Source organism: Pseudonocardia xishanensis, from assembly GCF_039541715.1.
In the GTDB taxonomy this organism is placed as follows: Bacteria; Actinomycetota; Actinomycetes; order Mycobacteriales; family Pseudonocardiaceae; genus Pseudonocardia; species Pseudonocardia xishanensis.
Genome location: NZ_BAABGT010000044.1, coordinates 1 through 17,873, shown reverse-complemented (window position 1 = coordinate 17,873; position 17,873 = coordinate 1). Strand labels below are relative to the sequence as shown.

The window sequence follows — 17,873 nt, the reverse complement described above, 5'->3', positions numbered from 1 at the left end:
CCGATCAGGACACACCCGCGCCCGCTCCCCCAACAGCTCCGCCACCGTCGCGTCCGGCACGGGCTCGGAGCGCCCGGCCCAGCCCGCGGCCAGGGCGGCCCGGGCGTCCCCGGGGAGCGGGTCCAGGGCGCCGACGGCGGCGTCCGGGTCCGCGACGACCTGCTCGAGGATCCGCACGTACTGAGCCAGCAGCCCCCGCGCCCGATCCTCGGGGACCAGGTCGGGCCGGTACTCCAGCTTGACCTTGACCGAGCGTCCAGGGGTGACGACCCAGGTCAGCGGGAAGTGTGTGTGGTCGATGTAGTCCATCGACGCGATGCCGTGCTCCTGCGCGTACTCGACGAAGCCCTCCTCGCTGATGGTGTTCTGCAGCGAGTAGAGGCTGTCGAACAGCTCGCGGCCGCCGAGCTCCTGCTGAATCTCCCCGAGCCCGACGTGGTCGAGCTCCTCGTGCTGGGCCCGGTCCGCGTGCAGCCTGCGGACCAGCCCCGAGACGGGCTCGTCGGGCCGCAGGTCCACCCGGACGGGGACCGTGTTGAGGAAGACGCCGACGGTCTCCCCCGAGCCCCGCACGTCGGAGGGGCGCCCGGAGACCGTGGTGCCGAAGGTGGCGCCCGCCCGCCCCGAACGATGGCCCAGGGTGAGGGCGAGCGCGGCGCTGAACACCGAGTTGGGCGTGGCGCCCATCCGGCGGGCGCAGCGTCCGAGCTCCGCCGACAGCGTCTCGGACAGCCGGTGTTCCAGGGTCCGGGCGACCACCAGCTCGCGGCCCCGGGTGGTGGGCGCCAGCAGCGTCGGCTCGACCCCGTCGAGGTGGGCCCGCCAGCCGGCGAGCGCGGCCGCGCGGTCCTGCCCCGCGAGCCAGGCGAGGTGGCGCTCCGGCCCGGGTGGCGGCGGGCCGTCGAACGGGATGGCCCGGTAGATCCGGAACAGGTCCGGGAAGGCGATGTCGCGCGACCAGCCGTCCCACAGCAGCAGGTGGTAGGTGAGCACCATCGCGTCCCCGGCCGGGAGCCGGGCGAGGGTGACGCGGATCAGCGGCGGGGCGCTCACGTCGAAGCGGACGTCGCGGTCCGCCGCCAGCAGTGCCTGCAGCGCCGCGTCGGGGTCCGCGTCGGCGCGCAGGTCGACCTCCGCGACGGGCACCCGGACGTCCTCGGGCAGGAACTGCACCGGCCCGCTGCCGGGCTCGCCGGAGAACCCGACCCGCATCGCGGGATGCCGCCGCAGCAGCACGCGCCACGCCTCCTCCAACCGTGCGCGATCGAGCCGTCCGGTCATGCGCAGGACGGTCTGGGAGTAGTAGACGTCCCGCTGCTCGTCCATGACGCTCTGCAGGTACATGCCGGACTGCAGCGGCGACAGCGGCCAGACCGCGGAGACCGGGCGACCCCCGGCGACGGCGGTGAGCTCCTCCGGAGCGACGTCAGCCAGGTCGTGGTCCACGCGGTCGCCGATCCCCCCGCCGGTCAGCAGATCCGCCAGCGTCTCCAGCAGCGCGTGGTCCCCGCCGGCGTGTGCGAGGCGGATCTCCGCCTCGGCCCCCGGGCCGGGCTCGACCATCTGGATCACGAGCGACCCGACCGGCCGTCGGACCGGCAGGGCGTGCTGCTCGAGCACCCAGCCCGGCGGCAGCACGGGGTTCGGCGCCGGATGCAGCTCGACGACCGCCCACGGCTGCGGGACCTCGCCGACCCCGCCGGCGACCGCGGCGTCCCAGTGCCGGTGCACGGGCAGGCGGGCCGCCCGTCCCCAGGCCTGCTCGGCGAGCTGCTCGGAGAGACCCGCACCGGACGGGGAGAGCCGCACCGGGACCGCATCCGTCAGCGGGGCGACGGTGCGGGCGAACCGGGCGTCGAGATCCTCCGGCCTGCGCCCGGTGTCGACGGTGACCAGCACGTCCCGCTGCACACCCTCCCGGTCGAGGAGCCGGGCCACCGCCCTCAGCACCCTGGCGGTGAGGTGCCGGGGGCGGCCGCCGGGCTGGGCGAACCGGCGGACGAGCGTGGCCGGTTCGCAGGCCGCGACCGGGCCGGGCCCGTCCAGGCCGTCGAGGAGACGGCGCCACCGCTCGAGGTCGCCTGCCGCGTCCGAAGCCCCGGCGGCGCGTTGGGCGGTGACCACGTCGACGACGTCGGCGGAGGGCGCGGGGACCATGGTCCCCGCGCAGGCGGCCGCCAGGTCCTCCGCGAGTACCACCAGGCCGTCGTCGTCCGAGGCGCTCTCGTGGACCACGACGACGAGGCGGTCTCCGGCCGCGCCCCGGCGCACCAGGAGGCGCAGTAGCAGCCCGCGCTCCGGGTCGAGGCCGTGCGCCGCCCGGGCCGCGGCGGCCTCGTCGGTCCGGGCGGGGTCCGGTTCGTGCACCTCCGGTTCCTGCACCTCCACGACGTCCGCCGCCGTCGGGACCTCGCCGCCGACGTCGAGCGACCAGAGCCCGGGGGCGTACTCGGTCCGCCGGGCGGCCAGGCTGGGGCGGGCGGCGAGCAACGCCTCCACGGCGCGGCGCAGTCGGTCCGGGTCGATCCGGCCGGGGGCGCGGAGCACCAGTGCCCGCACGGCCCCGGCCTCGGCGGCGGCCGGGTCCACGCCGTCGGCCTCGGCGGCGGCGAGCCGCTCGGCCAGCGCCGCGACCGCGGGCAGGAGCGGCAGGTCCGCCACCGGGTCGCCGCCGACGCCGTGCCGGTCCACATCGCTGGTCACGAGAAGGCTCCGTTCCGGTCGGCCGCGAGGGCCGTCGCAGTGGCGTTCCAGGTGGTCGTCAGCTGTTCCAGCACGGCGGCGGTGACCGGCCCGGTGCCCGCGAACCGGAGCCGCGGCGCGCCGCAGGCCCGGTCGCCGGACACCACGAGCGCGTAGCCCGCCACCGGCGCGGGTGCGGTCCCGGGATCGAGCCGGACCATCACCCGGGGCCGGGGCAGCCGGGCGAGCCGGGGTCCGACCTGCGGGTGCAGGTGGCGCAGCAGCCCGAAACCCACCCCGGCGTCGGGTGCGGCGGCGAGCTCCGCCCGTGCCGCTGCCAGAGCCGCCGCGGGGTCCGGTGTACCGGCCAGCGCGACAGGCGACACCGTGGTCAGCCTGCCCACCGCCCCGGTGAGGGTCGGGTCGGCCCGCAGCGACCGTTCGACGTCTGCGAGCAGGCCCCCCTGCCCGAGCTGGGCGACCGCCACGGCGAGCCCCGCCAGCACGATCGCGAGCAGCTCGTCGGCCCCCTCGGCCTCCGGGACGGGCACCGTCCGGACCTCGGCGGGTCCGTCGGCGGTTCCGGGGTCCAGGGCCGCGAGCGCGTCGGGCGAGCTCAGCACGGCACTCCACCGACGGAACTCCGGGAGATGCCGACGGCCCGTGGCCTGCTCGGCGAGCGCGCCGGTGAGCTCGGCCAGCGGCACGCCCACCGGCTCGGGCACGCGACCGGTCCAGCCCGCCTCCAGCTCCGCGAGCAGCACCTCCCACGACTCCGAATCGACAGCGGTCTCGTGGGCGGCGACGACCAGCCGGTCGGGGCCGCCGTCACCACGGCGGAGCGTCACCGCCAGCATCCGCCCGGCCGTGGGGTCCAGCCGCGCCGCGGTGCGTTCCACGACCTGGTCGAGGTCGCCGCCCGCCACCTCCTCCGGATCGTCGCCTCCGCACGTCGCCCGCAGGGTCGGGACGCCGTCGGGCGGCAGGACCAGGCGCAACGCGTCGTGCCGCTCGACGGTCGCGCGCACCGCCTCGGCCAGCGCGGCCGACGACCGGCCTGCCGGGACCTCCACCGTCCGCGCGCTCCAGCCGCGGCGCGGATCGGGTGCGCGGTCGACCAGCCAGTACCACAGCGGCACCGGCCGGACGGGCGGCGCCGCCTCCTCCGGGTCCGCGGCCCTCGCGACCCTCGACGCCAGCGCCGCGACGGTCCGGTCACCGAACACGTCCCGGGTGTCGAGCCGCAGCCCGCCCTCGCGCAACCGCGCGACCAGCCGGATCGCCAGGATGCTGTCGCCGCCGAGGGAGAAGAAGTCCTCGTCCAGCCCCGGGGCGCGGGGCAGGCCGAGCACGTCGTGGTAAGCGGCCTGGATGTCCCGCTCGGCCGGCGTCACCGGCTCGGTCCGGCCCGTCGCGGCACCCGCGAAGTCCGGCTCGGGCAGCGCCGCGACGTCGAGCTTCCCGTTGAGCGTCAACGGGATCCGGTCCACGACGAGCACCGCGGCCGGGACCATGTAGTCGGGGACCGACTCGCGCAGCCGTTCCCGGACCACCGCACCCTCGACCGGGGTGGTGGAGGCGGGGTCCGCGACCACGTAGCCGACGAGCCGCCGTCGGTCCGGGTCCTCGCCCCGGAGCACCACGACGGCCTGGCCGACCTCCGGCTGCCGCAGCAGGGCGGCGACGATCTCGCCCGGCTCGATCCGGTAGCCGCGGACCTTCACCTGCGCGTCGGCCCGGCCTGCGAACTCCAGCTCACCGTCGGCGGTCCAGCGGGCCCGGTCCCCGGAGCGGTACATCCGCTCGCCGCCGGTGCCGAACGGGTTCGCCACGAACCGGGTGGCCGTCAGGCCTGCCTTGCCCAGATAACCCTGGGCCAGCTGGCCGCCGACGACGTACACCTCCCCGACCACCCCCGGTGGGCTGAGCCGCAGCCGCTCGTCGAGCACCAGCACCCCCAGGCCGGGCAGCGGCGGGCCGACCGGGCTGGTCGCCGAGCCTGCGTCGGCGGGCAGGATCTCGCGGGACGTGACGTGGACCGTCGTCTCGGTGATCCCGTACATGTTGATCATGCGAGGGCCGCCTGCCCCGTTCCGGGCGAACCACGGCCCGAGCCGGCGCGGGTCGAGCGTCTCGCCGCCGAAGACGACGTACCGGAGCGACCTCGCACCGTCGTCGCCCGGTTGGGCGTGGGCCACCTGGGAGAACGCCGAGGGGGTCTGGCTCAGCACCGACACCTCCTCGGCGGCGACCAGCCGCCAGAGCGCGTCCGGGGACCTGGCCGTGTCGTCGTCGACGACCACGAGGCGGGCCGCGGTGCCGAAGGCTCCCCACATCTCGAACACCGAGAAGTCGAACGCCACGGAGTGGAACAGCGTCCAGACGTCCGACGGCGTGAGGTCCATCCGTGCCCCGACCGCGTCGAGCATGTCGAGGACCGCACGGTGGGGTACCTCGACGCCCTTCGGCACCCCGGTGGACCCCGAGGTGTAGAGGACGTAGGCCGGCCCGGCGGCGGGTCGCGCCGGCAGGTCACCGCCGGTGGGCAGCTCCTCCAGCAGCAGGACCGACGACCCGGCCGGGGTCCGCGGGAGGGTCTCCGCGACCTCCCGCGTGGTCAGCACGACGTGCGGCACGGCGTCGTCCAGGATCAGGGTGAGCCGCCGGACGGGCGACGCCACGTCGAGCGGCACGTAGGTGGCGCCCGCCCAGGTCACTCCCAGCACCGCCACGACCATGTCGGCCGAGCGGGGCACCGCGATCGCGACCCGGTCACCAGGCTGCACGCCCCGCGCCACCAGCGCGGCCGCGACCCTCCGGACCCGCTCCGCCAGGGCGCGGTAGGTCAGGCGGTCCGCCCCGGCGACCAGCGCCACCGCGTCGGGCCGGGCCTCGACCGCGCGGGCGAACACCTCGGCGAGGGCCGCCGGGCGGCCCGCAGGCACGGGGAGCCGTCGCCGTCGGTCCAGCAGCCGCAGCTCGTCGCCGGAGCTCAGCACCCGCAGCTCGCCGAGGCGGGCGGTGGGCCGGGCCGCGAACTGTTCCAGCAGCCTGCGCAGCCGCGCGGCCAGCTCGGCGGCGGCGGCCGCGGAGTACCGGTCGGTCGCGTACTCCACCGACCCCCGCAGCTCCGGACGGCCGTCCGGGCCGGTACCCCGGAAGAACTGGAAGGTGACGTCGAACTTCGCCGCGCCGTTCCCGGTCCACAGGGGACGGACGTCCGCACCGGCCAGCTCGAGCTCGCTGCGCGCCACGTCGTTCGGCAGGATCACCAGCTCGACCTGGAACAGCGGGTTGCGGTGGGCGCGGTCCGGCCGGACGTGCTCGACGATCCGCGCGAACGGCACGTCGGAGTGGGCGAACGCGGCGAGGTCGGCGCGCCGGACCCGTGCCAGTAGCTCGGCGACCGTCGGGTCGCCCGCGAGGTCCACGCGCAGCGGCAGGGTGGTCAGCAGGTACCCCACGACGTGCTCCGCCGCGGCGTCCCGGCGCAGGGACATCGGGGACCCGATCACCGGCTCGTCGCCTGCTCCGTGGCGGTTCAGCAGGACCGCCACCGCGGCGTGGAGCAGCATGAACAGGCTGACCCCGTGCTCCTCGGCGGTCGCGTCGAGCCGGGCGGTGAGGTCGGGCGGGAGATCACAGGCGACCTCGGCGCCGCCCCCGGGGCCCCCGGTGCGGTCCGGCGGGAACGTGGTCTCCGGCGGGGCCCCCGCCAGGGTGTCGGCCCAGAAGCGGAGCTGGCGCTCCTCCTCGGCGCCCTCGCCCGCCCCGTCGAGCACCGCCGCCTGCCAGGCCGCGACGTCGGCGTACTGCAGCGGGCGCGGTCCCAGGTCCGGCTCGCGGCCCGCCCGGCGGGCGGCGTACGCCGCGGAGAGCTCGGTGAGCAGGAGCCGGTAGGACCACTCGTCCACCGCGATGTGGTGCACCGCGAGCACGACGACGTGCCGGTCGGGCGCCGGGCTCAGCACGCCGCACCGCACCGGGAGCTCGGTGGCGAGGTCGAACGGCAGGCGCACCAGGGCGTCCACCTCCGCCGGGTCCGTCAGCCGCCGCACCCGGAGCAACTCGGCCGCCGCGGGCTGCACCCGGGGCACCGGCGCCCCACCGGCCGCGGGGTAGGTGGTGCGCAGGATCTCGTGCCGGTCGAGGAGGTCGGCCAGCGCCGCCTCCAGCGCCTGCGCGTCGACCGGGCCGTCGACCTCCCAGACCCGCGGCACGACGTACCCGCCCGTCTCGCCGTCGACCTGCCCGAGCGCCCACATCTGCAGCTGCCCGGGCGACAGGACCGGCTCGGTGCAGGCCCGCGGCCCCAGCAGGGGTGGCGCGGGTACGCCGGCGTCGGCCGGCCTACCGTCGAGCAGGCCCGCCAGAGCGGCCGGGGTCGGCGCCGCGAAGACGTCCGCCACGGTGAGCGTCGCCCCGACGTCCGCCCGGATCCGGTTGACCAGCCGCAACGCGGACAGCGAGTGCCCGCCGGCCGCGAAGAAGTCCTCGTGCGGCCCCACCGCGGAGCCCAGGACGGACTCGAACAGCCGGCACATCCGCCCCTCCCGGCCGCCCGAGGACACCACGGCGGACCGCGGGTGCGGGGCCGGGAGGGCTCGGCGATCCAGCTTGCCGCTGGGAGTGGTCGGCAGCTGGTCCAGGACGGTCAGCCGGTCCGGCACGAGCTGGGCCGGCAGCCGCTCGCGCAGCCACCGGTGCACCTGGTCGGGGTCGGTCGTCGCACTGTCGGCCGCCACCAGGTAGCCGACGAGACGGGGTCCGGACCCGTCGTCGCGGGCCACCACCACGGCCCGCGCCACGTCCGGTCGACCGGTGAGCACGGCCTCCACCTCGGCGGGCTCGACCCGCACGCCGCGGATCTTGACCTGCGCGTCCGCTCGGCCCAGGACGACCGTGCGGCCGTCCGCCCTGCGGCGCGCGAGATCGCCGGTGCGGTAGAGCCGTCCGCCGCCGCCACGGGGGTCCGCGACGAACCGGCCCGCGGTCTCACCGGGGCGGCCGACGTACCCGCGACCGACCTGCACACCCCCCACGTACAGCTCGCCGACATGCCCCACGGGCACGGGCTGCAGCAGCCGGTCCAGCAGCAGGACCTCGGCGCCGGGCACGGCCCGCCCGACGACCACCTCGTCGTCGGCCAGGTCGGTCTCCCCTGCGAGGACGTCGCCCACCACCTCCGACGACCCGTAGGAGTTCACGACGACCGAGCCCGGGGCGAGCGCGGCGGCCCTGGCCACCGTCGCCGCGCCGAGCGGCTCACCCGAGCAGATCCACCGCCGCATCCCGGTCCACTCCGCGTCCCGGACCTCGGCCAGCGCGTCGAGGACGGATGGGACCACCGTCAGCTGGGCGGTCCGGTGCTCGGTGAGCAGCGCCCCGAGTGCCGTGAGGTCCACCGCCGCGCGGTCGTCGGCCAGGACCACCCGAGCCCCGCCCAGGAGCGCCGCGAGCAGCTCGGTGAGCCCGTCGACGAAGCTGACCGAGCTCTTCGCGAGCCGGGTGTCCCCCGGCTCGACCGGCCACTGCTCGTCGGCCCAGGCCAGCCGGTTGGACAGGCCCGCGTAGGTCCCGAGGACGCCCTTGGGCCTGCCCGTCGAGCCGGAGGTGAACAGCAGGAAGGCGGCGTTGTCGGGGAGCGGGGCGACCGCGGGTACCGGTGTCGGGGCAGCGGGACCGGACACGTCCAGAGCGACCGCCGCGGGGTGCATCGCCGCGATCTCCGGGAGGGCCAGGACGCACGCGGGGGCCGAGTCCTCCAGCATGGCCCGCACCCGGTCCGCCGGGTAGCCCACGTCGACGGGCACCACGACGGCGCCCACGTCGAGCACCGCCAGCAGCGCGACCACCAGGTCCACCGACCGCGGGAGCGCCACGGCGACCCGGACCTCCGGCCCGGCCCCCGCCGCGCGCAGCCGGGCCGCGAGGGTGGCGACCCGCTCCCCCAGGGCGGCGTAGGTGACCACCTCGTCCCCGGCCACCAGTGCGGGTGCCCGGCCGCGGCTCGCGAACCGCTCCCGCAGCACTTCCGCCACCGGCGGGGCGGCCGCGGCGGGCGGCTCCACCGGCGTGGGGACGGCGAGATCGGCGAGCAGCGCCGCGACCGTCCGCTCCGGGTCCTCCGCCGCGGACAGCAGGACCGCCTCCAGATCGGCCAGCAGCCCGGACACCACACCGGACGACAGCCGGGAGGTCGCGAACGTCGCCTCGGCCACGAGCCCGTCGGCGGTCAGGAACACCTCGAGTACGAGCGGCTGCTGGGCCGTGGGGTTCTCGATCCGACGCGACCACGTGCGGCAGCCGGGCAGCGTCGGGCCGTCGAGGTTCTGGTCGAGGAAGTCCAGCACGGCGTCGAAGAGGACCCCGCCCCGGCCGTCGCGCTCGGGGGCCAGGTCCTCGACCAGCTGCGCGAAGGGGAGGCGGGCGTGCTCGCGCGCCTCGGCGGACACCGCCGCCGTGCGCGCCACCAGCCCGCGGAACGTGTCGTCGGCGGGCACCGCGGTGCGCAGCACCACGAGGTTGGTGAAGTTCCCGACCAGGCCGTCGGCGCCGATGTCCTCGCGGTTCACGACGACCGTCCCGACGGACACGTCGCCGGTCGACCCGATCCGGGCCAGGAGCGTGGTGTATGCGGCGAGGACGACGAGGTAGGGAGTGGTGTCGAGGGCGCGGGCCGTGGCCCGCAGGGCCTCCGCGGTGGCGCGCGGCATCCGCCGGTCCACCCGCCGCCCGGCCTCGACGTCCGCACCCCGGTCCTCCGGGGCGAGGCCCGCGAACAGCGGCTCCGCGGGCTCGCCGAGCCGGGCCAGCCAGTACTCGCGGTCCGCGGCCCGCGGCGGCTCCTGCCCGGCGGCCAGGTCGGCGACCTGCGCCGGCCTCGGCGACGGGGGCACGCCGCGGTGGTGCTCGGCGAGCTCGCGGCACAGCACGGCGAAGCTCGGCCCGTCCCAGGCGATGTGGTGCACCACGACGACGGCGGTGAGGCGGGTGTCGGACTCGCGGACCAGCAGGACCCGAAGCGGCCCCTCGGTTCCCAAGTCGAACGGGCGGGCGAGCAGCGCGGCGGCCGGGTCCGGGTGCTCCCCCGGCCGCCCCCGCAGGTCGAGGCGCTCGACGTCCCAGTGCAGGTCCGCGTGGACCCGCTGCATCGGGCCGTCCGGGCCCTCGTGGTAGGTCGTGCGGAGCACCTCGTGGGCGCGCACCACCGCGCGGAACGACGCGGCCAGCTCGTCTCCACCGATGTCGCCCTCGAAGCCGATCTCGATGCCCAGGTTGTCCGCGACGCTGTCCGGGCGGATCTGCTGGCGGAGCCACGCCCGGTGCTGCGCGGCCGACAGCGGGAAGTCCGTGCGCCCGTGGCGCTCGCGCACCCGCGGCGCGGTCCGGGCGAGGCCGGCCGCGGCGAGCCTGCGGGCCAGCAGCTCCTTACGCGGGTCGGTGTCGGTGTCGGTGCTCATGGCGATCCTCACGTGGGCGTCACGGTGCGCGCGAGCGCCTTCTTGTCGACCTTCCCGACGGCGGTGAGCGGCAGGTCGTCCACGATGAACAGTCGGTCCGGGTGCTTGAAGCGGGCGAGCCCGCGGGTGCGAAGGAAGGCGGCGACGTCCTTGGCCCGGGGCGGCTTCCCGACCCCGCCCGCCAGGACCAGCGCGGCGCACACGATCTCGCCGAGGTCGGGGTCCGGCAGGCCGAAGACGGCCGCGCGCACCACGTCCGGGTGCTCGAGCAGCTGCTCCTCCAGCTCCGTCTCCGAGACGTTCTCCCCACCCCGGTTGACGACCTCCTTGACCCGTCCCTCGACGACGAGGTGCCCGCTGGGCAGCACGCGGACCAGGTCGCCGGTGCGGTAGAAGCCCTCGGCGTCGAACGCGAGCGCGTTGTACTCGGGGGCGCGGTGGTAGCCGCGGATCGTGTACGGACCGCGGGTCCACAGCTCACCGACCTCCCCGGCGGGAACCGGAGTGCCATCGGGGCCGAGCACCCGGATCTCGTCGAGCGGGGAGAGCGGTCGCCCCTGCGTCCCGACGACGAGCTCGTCGCCGTCCTCGGGACGGGTGTGGGTCAGCAGTCCCTCGGCCATCCCGAAGGACTGGATCAACCGGCAGCCCAGCGCAGGCCCGATCGACGCGGCCAGCGCGCGGTCGCAGCGCGCGCCGCCCACCATGAGCGACCGCAGCCCGCGGGGCGCACCGCCCGCCGTCGCGGCCTCCACCCAGAGCCGCGCCAGCGGCGGGACGACGGCCGCGAACGTCACGCCCTCCCGCTCGATCAGCTCGAAGGCGGTCTCCGGCGACCCGGCGCGCGCGAGCACCACGGTGCCGCCCACCGCCATGGTGCCGATCACCCCCGGACAGGCCAGCGGCAGGTTGTGCCCGATCGGCAGGACCGACAACGTGACGTCCGCCGAGGTCAGGCCGCAGACCTCGGCCGTCGCCTCGGCGTTGTACACGTAGTCGCGATGCGTCCGGGGGATCAGCTTCGGTCGGCCGGTGGTCCCCCCGGACATCAGCAGCAGGGCCACGTCCTCGGACCGCGCCGCGTCGGGGACCGGGCCGGCACCCGGCACCGGCACCTCGTCCAGGGCGCCATGCTCACCGGGGTCCCCGACGACGAGCACCTCACGCAGGTGCGGCACGTCCGCCCGCACCTCGGTGGCGAGCGACCGGTAGTCGAACCCCTCGTGCCGGTCGGGGACCACATAGGCCACCGCACCGCTGACGGCCGCCACGTGGGACACCTCGGCCCTCCGGTGCGCAGGCAGGACCAGGACCGGCAGCGCGCCGATCCGGGCGAGCGCGAACAGCACCACCACGAACTCCGGGACGTTGGGCAGGTGCAGCACCACGGCGTCACCCGCACCGATGCCCCTCCGGAGCAGCCCCGCGGCCATCTCGTCGACCCGGCGGTCCAGGTCGCTGTAGTCGATCCGCTCCGCACCGGAGACGAGAGCGGGATCCCGCGGCGCACGCCGGGCCCACTCCCGCGGCAGCCCGCCGAGGGTCCGGTCGCCCCACACTCCCGCGGCCACGTACCGGGCGACGAACTCGTCGGGCCAGCCCGTCCCGGTCGCCGCCACGCCCGGCACGGTGCCGGTCACTGGGCGCCGCCCGCGGCCAGCTCGGCGGCGATGTCGGTGTCGGACATGGCGGACACGTCCGCCGCGATCCCGGCGACCGCCGCCAGCCGGTCGGGGTCGCCCGAGCCGGCGAGCATCGCGGCCGCGAGGCCCGCGACGGTCGGCGAGCCGAACAGCATCCGCACCGACACCTCGTCGGTGTCGAGCCGCTCGCGCAGCACCGCGACGATGGCTGTGGCGAGCACCGAGTCACCGCCGACGGCGAACAGCGAGTCGTCCGAACCGATCCGTTCCAGGCCGATCACCTCCGCCCAGACGTCGGCGATGACCCGTTCGAGCGGGGTCCGCGGCGCCCGGGCGTCCGGGCGCGCCCCGCCGGACGCGGCCACCTGCCGCAGGACGGCCTGCCGGTCGATCTTCCCGTTCGCCGTGAGCGGCAGGTCGTCGAGGACCACGACGATCCGCGGCACCATGTGGACCGGCAGCCGGGCGTCGAGGTCCGCGCGCAGCCACGCCTCGTCGAGCTCGCGCGCGGAGCTCCCGACCGGGTCGGGGCGCACGGCGAGCGCGAGCGCGCGCGTCGCCCCCTCCACGACGACGGCGACGGCGGCGTCCACCCCGTCGATCTCGAGAGCCGCGGCCTCCACCTCGCCGAGCTCGATCCGGTAACCGTTGATCTTGACCTGGTTGTCCCGGCGCCCCAGGAACTCGACGACGCCGTCCGGCCGGTAGCGGGCCATGTCCCCGGTGCGGTACCAGCGCACCCCGTCCTCGACGAGGAAGCGGTCCGCGGTCCGCTCCGGATCCCCCCGGTAGCCGTGGGACACTCCCGCGCCACCGATCCACAGCTCTCCCGCGACCCAGTCCGGCGCGGGCCGACCGAGGTGGTCGACGACGCGGAGCCGCACCCCGTCGAGCGGGGTGCCGTAGGGGACGCAGCTCCAGTCCGCCGGCACCTCCTCGACGGGTTGCCAGGTGGAGTGGATCGCGGTCTCGGTCGTCCCGCCCAGGCCTGCGAAGGCGCAGCCGGGCACCCGCTCCCGCAGTCGGCCGGGGAGGTCGGTCCCCACCTTGTCGCCGCCGAGCAGCACCTGGCGCAGGGTGTCCCCCAGCTCGGCGTCGCTGCGGAGCAGGGCGTCGAGCAGGGCAGGCACGCAGTTCAGCACGGTCACCCGGTGCTCGCGCACGAGCTCGGCCCAGTGCCGCGCCTCCTGCCGCCGCTCCTGGTCGAGGACGACCACGGCGCCCCCCACGGCGAGCACGGCGAAGATGTCGAAGACCGAGAGGTCGAAGTCGAGCGCGGACACCATGAGGGTGCGGTCCTGCGCACCCAGCCGGAGCCGGCGGACCAGGTCCCGGATGGTGGCCATCGCGGCGCGGTGCGGCACCTCGACGCCCTTGGGCTCCCCGGTGGACCCGGACGTGAACAGCACGTAGGCGGGCTGCTCCGGGTCCACGGGCTCGGGTTGCGCCAGCGGCTCGTGCGCCGCCAGCTCGTCGAGCGCGACGCGGCCGGGCCCCGGCTCGGCCGCGAGGGTGATCCGGTGCCCGGAGACGGCCGCGATCCGCCCGGTCCGCGCGGGCGGCTGCTCGACGCCCACCGGGACGTAGGTCCCGCCGGCCGCCAGAACTCCGAGCACCGCCACGATCTGGTCCGGACCGCGCGGCAGGGTGACTGCCACGGTCTCACCGGGCACGACGCCGCGGGCCCGTAGTCCCGCCGCGACCCGCAGCGCCCGCCCGGCCAGCTCGCCGTGGGTCAGCGACCCGCCGTCCCAGAGCACCGCGGGCCGGTGCGCCGTGGAGGAGCGGACGGCGTCGAAGAAGTCCCCGTGGAGCAGCTCGGGAAGGACCGCCCGGGCCGTGTCGTCGGCCCGCGCCCGGACCGCTCGCTGGTCCTGCGGCAGCAGGTCCCCGACGGGGCGTTCCCATGCGGCGTCGTCGGCGAGCGACTCGACAAGGCGGGTGAAGGCGCCGAACATCGCGGCGGGCACGCCGTCGGCGAACTCGTTCGCGCGGACGTCCCAGTTGACGAGGATACCGCCGTCGATCTCGCTCGTCTGGGAGTCGAGGACGACCTGGGGGCCCTGGGAGATGATCCACACGGGGTCCCCGAAGCACCGCCTGGCCCGCGCGTCGAAGAGCTCGCCCAGGTCCAGGCCGCTGGTGAACACGACCGGCGCCAGCACCTGGTCGCCCGCCAGCCTGCCGAGGTCGCGGAGCACCTCCAACCCGGTGTAGGCGCTGTGTGCCGCGTCGGCGTGCAGCTGGGCCTGGACGGCCCGGGCCCGGTCGAGGAAAGTGGCCTGCTCGCGCAGGTCGATCTCGAGCATGACGGACCCGGTGAAGTCGCCGACGACCTCGTCGACGGCCGGGTGGACGGGCTCACGGTCGAACAGGGGCACGTTGAGCAGGAACCGGTCCTGTGCGCTCCAGTAGCCGACCACCTCCGCGAAAGCCGCCGCGACCGCCGCCGAGGCGGTCACCCCGCGGGACCGCACGGCGCGGGTCAGGGCCGCCCGACGCTCGGGGTCGAGAAAGAAGGACAGCCGCTCCGCGCGGGCAGGCCCGGCGTGGCCCGCCCGCAGCGGGAGCTCCGGCGCGCCGGGCAGGAGCTCCAGCCGCTCCGCCCAGTAGCGCTGCGCCTCGGCCCGCGCATCCGCGCGCTGCGCGGGGCGGGCGGCCCGGTAGTCGCGGTACTCGTAGGAGAGTGGAGGGAGGGTCCCGCCGTTCTCGTAGGCCCTGGCGAGATCGGCGAGCAGCACCCGGTAGCTCACGGCGTCCGCGGCGATCATGTCGACGTCGAGGTGCAGACGGGTGGGGGCCGTCCGGTCCGGGGCGACCTCCGGCGGGAGCAGGCTCAGCTCGGCCCGGAAGACCTCGCCCGCGCCGATGTCGAGCAGCTCGTGTGACATCCGCTGTCGAGTGTCCTCCAGGCGAGTCCGGGCCTCGTCCGCCGCGAGCGCCCGCAGGTCGTGGACGTGCAGGCCGTTCCACCCCCGCGCGGGCGCCGGTGCGACCCGTTGCCGCCCGTTGTCCCCGACGACGACTCTGAGCATCGCGTGCCGCCGGACCACGGCGTCGAACGCCGCGCGCAGCCGATCGGGATCCACCCCGCTGCCGTCGAACTCGAGATACAGATGGGGGGCCACGCCACCCAGCCGCTGGGTCGGATCGCGCCCGATCCAGTAGGCGTGCTGCAGGAGGGCGAGGTCGAACTCCCGGTCGACGGCGCGGTCCGAGGTGGCGGCCGGGACCGCCTCCTCGATTGTCGGCTCCCGACGTTCCACCAGCAGCCGGGCCCACTCCGCCAGCGTGGGCTGCTCGGCCAGGTCGGCGAAGCCGATGCGGTACCCGTCGGCGCGGAACCGGGACACCAGCCGCATGAGGGCGATGGACTGCAGGCCCTGCTCGAACAGGCTGCTCCCCGGGTCGACGTCGTCGACGTCCTCCTCGACGAGGTCCGCGACCAGCTGCCGCAGCTCGTCGACCGTGATCTGCCGGTCCGCCGGTGCGGTCATCGGCTGGCGATCTGGTCGACGGCCCCGGGTACCGGCTCGGCCGGGTCGATCCCGAGCTTCACCACGCGGTTGTCGCCGTCGACGTGGACGACGCGGGCGATGTGGTCGGCCGCCACCGAGTCGGGGATCTGCTGGAAAGCCATGATGATGGTCAGGTCACCGGGATGCACCAGGTGCGCGGCGGCGCCGTTGATCCCGATCACCCCGCTACCACGTTCGCCGGTGATCGCATAGGTGACCAAGCGGGCCCCGTTGGTGATGTCGACGATCTGGACCTGCTCACCCTCGATCAGGCCGGCCGCATCCATCAGGTCCGCGTCGATGGTCACCGATCCCACGTAGTGCAGGTCCGCCTGGGTGACTGTCGCGCGATGGATCTTGCCGCTGAGCAGCGTACGGCTGGCCTCCGGGCGGTACACCGATGTCAAGGAACACTCCTTCCGCGAACAGCAGCACGCTGCTGCCCCCGAGGGCACGGAACTGGGCTGAGGACGGGCACGACGAGGACGGTGGGTGGACTCGGTGGACACCTCGCCCACCCACCGTCGGGAACGGGATCAGGCTGCGGCGACCGCGGTCGCCGGGTCCCCGTCCGCTGCCGAGGTCAGCTTCGGGACGAGGTTCTTCAGGGTGTACGGGATGCTGAGGACGGTCGAGTAGGTCAACGCGAGCCCCTGGTCGGCGTTGGTGAACACGTCTCGGCCCTGCAGGTGGACGGGCTGCGCCAGGTACACCGGGTTCTGCTCCACGGTGGCCCCCGGAATCGTGATCCAGACCAGGACGTCCGCCGCGTTGAGCTTGCCGGACTCTTCGAAGCTGAGCGTCGACACGTCGGCCAGACCCGGCACGGAGGAGTCCATGCCCAGGCCGGTGAGAACGCCGTACCGGACGTCCGTGGGCGGGGTCGGATATGCCTCGCCCGCCCCGAAGTCGGCCGCGATCAGCACCTTCTTGCCCACGAGCGCGGGGTTGGCCGCCTTGGCCGCGGCGATCTCACCCTCGGTGTCCGTGATCACCTTCTCGGCTTCGGCCGACTTCCCGAGAGCCTTGCCCACCGTCCGTGTCGTCGCCTGCCACGGCGCACCGAAGACCGGGTAGGCCGAGTCCGGCGCCACCACCGGGGCGATCTTCGAGAGCTGGTCGTACTCCGCCTGCGTGATGGAGGACCAGATGGCGATGATGAGGTCGGGCTTCTGCGCCACGACCTCCTCGATGTTGATCGCGGTCGACTGGTCCGACAGCTCGACCGGGCGCGTGGCACCGACACTCGACTCGTTCCACGGATGGAACGCCGCCCCACGCCACGCACTCACCGCGACCGGGGTCACGCCGAGGGCGAGAACCGTGTCGTGGTCCGTGGACCCCACCGTGACGACCCGCTTCGGCTCCGCCTGGATCACCGTGGACCCGTAGATGTGACCGATTGTGACCGGGAACGCCGACTGAGACGGCGGTGCGCTCGCGTCGCCCTGCTCAGGGCCACCACTGGCACAACCCGATAAACCCAAGACTGCCGACGCCACCAGCGCCGCTAGGACCGTCCTCGACGACTTAAGCACGAATCGGACACTATCATTAGGCTAGCCTAACTCCAAGGGCCCTGCGACGGATCCTCGTCTCTCCGAACCACGGCAGCACCGTGCCCGCACGCCGACCGCCCGAGCAGCACAGTCGTGGAACTCAGGCGCCGCAGCAGCACACGATTCCACCCTGCGATGCAGTTGTCTTACAACCACGCCATAGCCTACAGGGCCCGACGCCGACACCTCGAAATTGATGGGCCAGGGGGACGGCGGCGGCGAGGGGTTCCGGTCCACCACGCGCACCTACGACCAGCAGGTCGACATCAGTCAGAAGCTGACGAACGACCCTCGAGGATTCGTAGTCGCAGCCACGAGGATCTTCTGCCCTCACTTCGCACCGCGACTGCCGGCCGGGAGCATCTGAAGCTCGGCCTCACACATGCGACGGCGACGAGCCCCGTGTACGGGAGTTCCACCGACTCGCAGTCCGGTCCCGTCCTCGGGCCGCGTCCGCACAGTCCGCGAAATCCGGACAACCGCGGTCCTGGATTGGGGTCAGACTCAGATCTTGCTCTGAGTCTCGAACTCCAGCGGTGAGAGCCAGCCCAACGCGCTGTGGCGACGGCGCCGGTCGTGTCGGACCTCGAGGTACTCGAAGATCGCGTTGGCCGGCTCGATGCGCGTCCTCCACCTCCGCCGGTCGAGCAGCTCGACTTGCATCCGCGACCAGAACGACTCGATGACGGCGTTATCGAAGCAGTCCGCGATGCTGCCCATCGACGGCACCAGCCCGGAGGCCTCGGCTCCGTCGGTGAAGGCCCAGGACCCCCCCCTGCATCCCACGGTCGGAGTGGATCACTGCGCCGGCCGGAGGGTCGCGAGACTCGATGGCCATCCCCAGCGCGTTCGTGACCAACGCCGCGGTGGGCGAGGCATCGATCGACCAGCCCACGACTCTACGCGAGTACACGTCGAGCACCACCGCGCAGTAGACCTCGCCCTCCCTCGTCGGGTGCTCGGTGATGTCGGTGACCCACAGCCGGTTCGGGCTTCGGCGGGCGAAGC

8 protein-coding genes are annotated in these 17,873 nt (G+C 74.9%); all 8 read right to left on the bottom strand.

The genetic code is table 11. The features are described 5' to 3' along the window. Positions 1-2,703 (bottom strand): condensation domain-containing protein (locus ABD993_RS18300; RefSeq protein ID WP_345419555.1); only part of this gene is annotated, 2,703 nt, incomplete at its 3' end. Beyond that, positions 2,700-10,145 (bottom strand): amino acid adenylation domain-containing protein, encoded by a 7,446-nt coding sequence (locus tag ABD993_RS18295; protein ID WP_345419552.1) that lies wholly within the window; start codon positions 10,143-10,145, stop codon positions 2,700-2,702. The genes ABD993_RS18295 and ABD993_RS18300, both read right to left, overlap by 4 nt. An 8-nt stretch (positions 10,146-10,153) precedes the next feature. Next, positions 10,154-11,764: a (2,3-dihydroxybenzoyl)adenylate synthase gene (locus ABD993_RS18290; protein ID WP_345419549.1), complete on the bottom strand. Its 1,611-nt coding sequence runs from the start codon at positions 11,762-11,764 to the stop codon at positions 10,154-10,156. Between the two features lie 17 nt (positions 11,765-11,781). Next, positions 11,782-15,285: a non-ribosomal peptide synthetase gene (locus tag ABD993_RS18285; RefSeq protein ID WP_345419547.1), complete on the bottom strand. Its 3,504-nt coding sequence runs from the start codon at positions 15,283-15,285 to the stop codon at positions 11,782-11,784. Beyond that, positions 15,282-15,704: an aspartate 1-decarboxylase gene (panD, locus tag ABD993_RS18280; protein ID WP_345419545.1), complete on the bottom strand. Its 423-nt coding sequence runs from the start codon at positions 15,702-15,704 to the stop codon at positions 15,282-15,284. The genes ABD993_RS18285 and panD overlap by 4 nt, the downstream gene beginning before the upstream one ends. Before the next feature lie 138 nt (positions 15,705-15,842). Further along, positions 15,843-16,685: an ABC transporter substrate-binding protein gene (locus tag ABD993_RS18275; RefSeq protein ID WP_345419543.1), complete on the bottom strand. Its 843-nt coding sequence runs from the start codon at positions 16,683-16,685 to the stop codon at positions 15,843-15,845. Between the two features lie 684 nt (positions 16,686-17,369). Next, on the bottom strand, positions 17,370-17,651 hold the full coding sequence (locus tag ABD993_RS18270) for an integrase core domain-containing protein (protein ID WP_345419540.1): 282 nt from the start codon (positions 17,649-17,651) through the stop codon (positions 17,370-17,372). Beyond that, complete coding sequence (locus ABD993_RS36785) at positions 17,557-17,832, bottom strand: DDE-type integrase/transposase/recombinase (protein ID WP_425569040.1); 276 nt, start codon at positions 17,830-17,832, stop codon at positions 17,557-17,559. Before ABD993_RS36785 ends, ABD993_RS18270 begins: the two co-directional genes overlap by 95 nt. Between the last annotated feature and the right edge of the window lie 41 nt (positions 17,833-17,873).